Annotated in this window: 1 protein-coding gene; it reads right to left on the reverse strand. The window is 74.1% G+C overall.

The genetic code is table 11. From position 1 onward, the window contains the following. Positions 1-2,656 (reverse strand): SDR family NAD(P)-dependent oxidoreductase (locus FHS37_RS38645; protein WP_184829996.1); only part of this gene is annotated, 2,656 nt, incomplete at both ends.

Consider the following 2,656-nt stretch of genomic DNA (forward strand, 5'->3'; position numbering starts at 1 on the left):
CGGCCAGCAGTTCGTGCAGGTTCCGCGCACCGTCGGCCTTGGCCGCCAGTACGTCGGCGAACTCGGTGAGGTCGTCCGGGTCCAGGTCGGCGAGGACGGCCGAACGTTCGATGCCGGCGGCGTGGACGACCGCGGTGAGCGGGAACTCGGCGGGAACGGAGGCGAGTACGCCGGCCAGCGTGTCACGATCGGCCACGTCACAGGCCGCGATGGTGACCCGGGCGCCGAGCGCGGTCAGCTCCGCGGACAACTCGTCCGCGCCCTCGGCCGCCGGTCCGCGCCTGCTGGTGAGCAGCAGGTGATCGGCTCCCTTGCCCGCCAGCCAGCGGGCGACGTGCGCGCCCAGGGCGCCGGTGCCGCCGGTGACGAGGACCGTGCCACGCGGCGACCAGCCCGCCTCGGACACCTCGCCCACCGGGGCGGGCACCAGCCTGCGGCCCAGCACCCGGCCGCCGCGCAGCGCGACCTGGTCCTCGCCACCGGTTCCGGCGGCGAGCACGGAAGCCAGCAGATCACCGGTCTCGCGGTCCCACGCCGTCCCGTCCGGTGCCTCAGGCGTCTCGGGCAGGTCGATGAGACCGCCCCAGCGGGAAGGCTGCTCCAGCGCGGCCACCCGGCCCAGGCCCCACAGCATCGACTGCTCGAACCCGACGGCGGTGTCACCGCCGTCCACCGACACCGCGCCCGACGTCACGGACCACAGCGGCACGTCCGCCTCGCCGAGGGCCCGTTGCAGGGCGAGCGTGGCGGCGACACCCGTGGGCACGGTCGAGGCGTCGGCGTCGGCGTCGGCGTCGGCGTCGGCGAGCCCCAGCAGCGACACCACGCCGTCGACCACCGACAGGTCGGCCGACCGGTCCGTCCAACCGCCCGCTCGCGGGTCCACGTGCAGGACACGCACGTCCGCGCCGTTGCGGGTCAGCGCGTCACCGACCCACTCCGCGCGCTCCTCACCGGCCGCCGCGACGACCAGCCAGGCACCGGCGAGCCGTCGGCCGTCGAGTGCCACCGGACGCCAGTCGACGCGGTAGCGCCAGCCGTCGGCCGTGGACCGGTCGCGCTGCTTCCTGCGCCACGCGGACAGGCTCGGGAGCACGGCACTGAGCGGATCATCGGCCGACACGCCCAGCGTACGGGCGAGATCCGCGATGTCCCCCTCCTCCACGACCTCCCAGAACCGCGCCTCCCCCGGCGATGTCCGCTCCACGCCGCTCCGAGCGGCGACCGGGGTGTCCAGCCAGAAGCGCTCACGCTGGAAGGCGTACGTCGGCAGGTCCACCCGTCGCGCGCCACGGCCGGCGAGGAACGCCTCCCAGTTCACCTCGGCACCGCGTACGTGCAGTCGCCCGACAGCCGTCGTGGCGGCCACCGCTTCGGGACGGTCACCCCGCAGCACCGGTACGAAGACGGCGTCCGGCGCGGTCTCCTGTCCCAGCGCGGACAGCGTGCCACTCGGACCGACCTCGACGAACGTGCTCACTCCCTCGCCCGAGAGCGTGCCGACGGCATCGGCGAAGCGGACGGACTCGCGGACGTGCCGCACCCAGTACTCCGGAGAGGTCAACTCCTCGGCCGTGGCCCGGACGCCGGTCAGCGTCGACACGATCGGGATCGCCGGCGCCTCGAACGACACGCTCTCCAGCACCCGCCGGAAGTCGTCCAGCATCGGCTCCATCAGCGGCGAGTGGAACGCGTGGCTGACCTTCAGACGCGACACCTTCCGGCCCTGCGCACGCCAGCGCTCCGCCACCGCCTCCACACCGGCGACGGCACCCGAAATGACCACCGACGACGGGCCGTTGACCGCCGCGACGCCCACCGTCTCCGGCAGCTCCGGTGCGACCTCGGCCTCCGACGCCTGGACCGCGACCATCGCGCCCCCGGCCGGCAGCGCCTGCATCAACGCACCGCGTGCCGACACCACCCTCGCGGCGTCCGCCAGCGACCACACACCCGCCACATGCGCGGCGGCCAGCTCACCGATCGAGTGCCCCGCCAGCACATCGGGCCGCACACCCCACGCCTCCAGCAGCCGGAAGAGCGCCACCTCGACCGCGAACAACGCCGGCTGCGTCACCCCCGTCTCGCTCAACGCATCGGCGTCATCGCCGAACAACACCCCACGCACCGCCGGGTCGAACGCGCTCAGCGTCTCCTCCAGCGCCTCGGCGAACACCGGGAAACGATCCGCCAGTTCACGGCCCATACCCAGCCGCTGCGACCCCTGACCCGAGAACAGGAGACCGAGCCTCTGCGGCGCGGCCTCGCCGGTCACGATGCCGGGGGCGCCGCGTCCCTCGGCCAGTGCGGTCAGCGCCGACCGGAACCCGTCGGGCTCCGCGGCGACCACCACCGCACGGTGCTCGAAGGCCGCTCGCGCGAACGCCAGCGTACGGGCCGTGTCGGTGACGTCCAGGTCCGGTGACCGGTCCACGAAGGACCGCAGTCGTGCGGCCTGCTCCCGCAGCGCCTCGGGGCTCTTGGCCGACAACGGCCAGGGGACGGCCGTGCCGGCCGGCAGCGGCGGGGTGACTTCCTCCGGTTCGGTCTCACGTTCCTGTGGGGCCTGCTCGATGATGGCGTGGGCGTTCGTACCGCTGAAGCCGAACGACGACACACCGGCCCGCCACGGCCGGTCCGCGACCGGCCACTCACG

The organism is Streptomyces griseomycini (genome assembly GCF_014203535.1).
Classification (GTDB): domain Bacteria; phylum Actinomycetota; class Actinomycetes; order Streptomycetales; family Streptomycetaceae; genus Streptomyces; species Streptomyces griseomycini.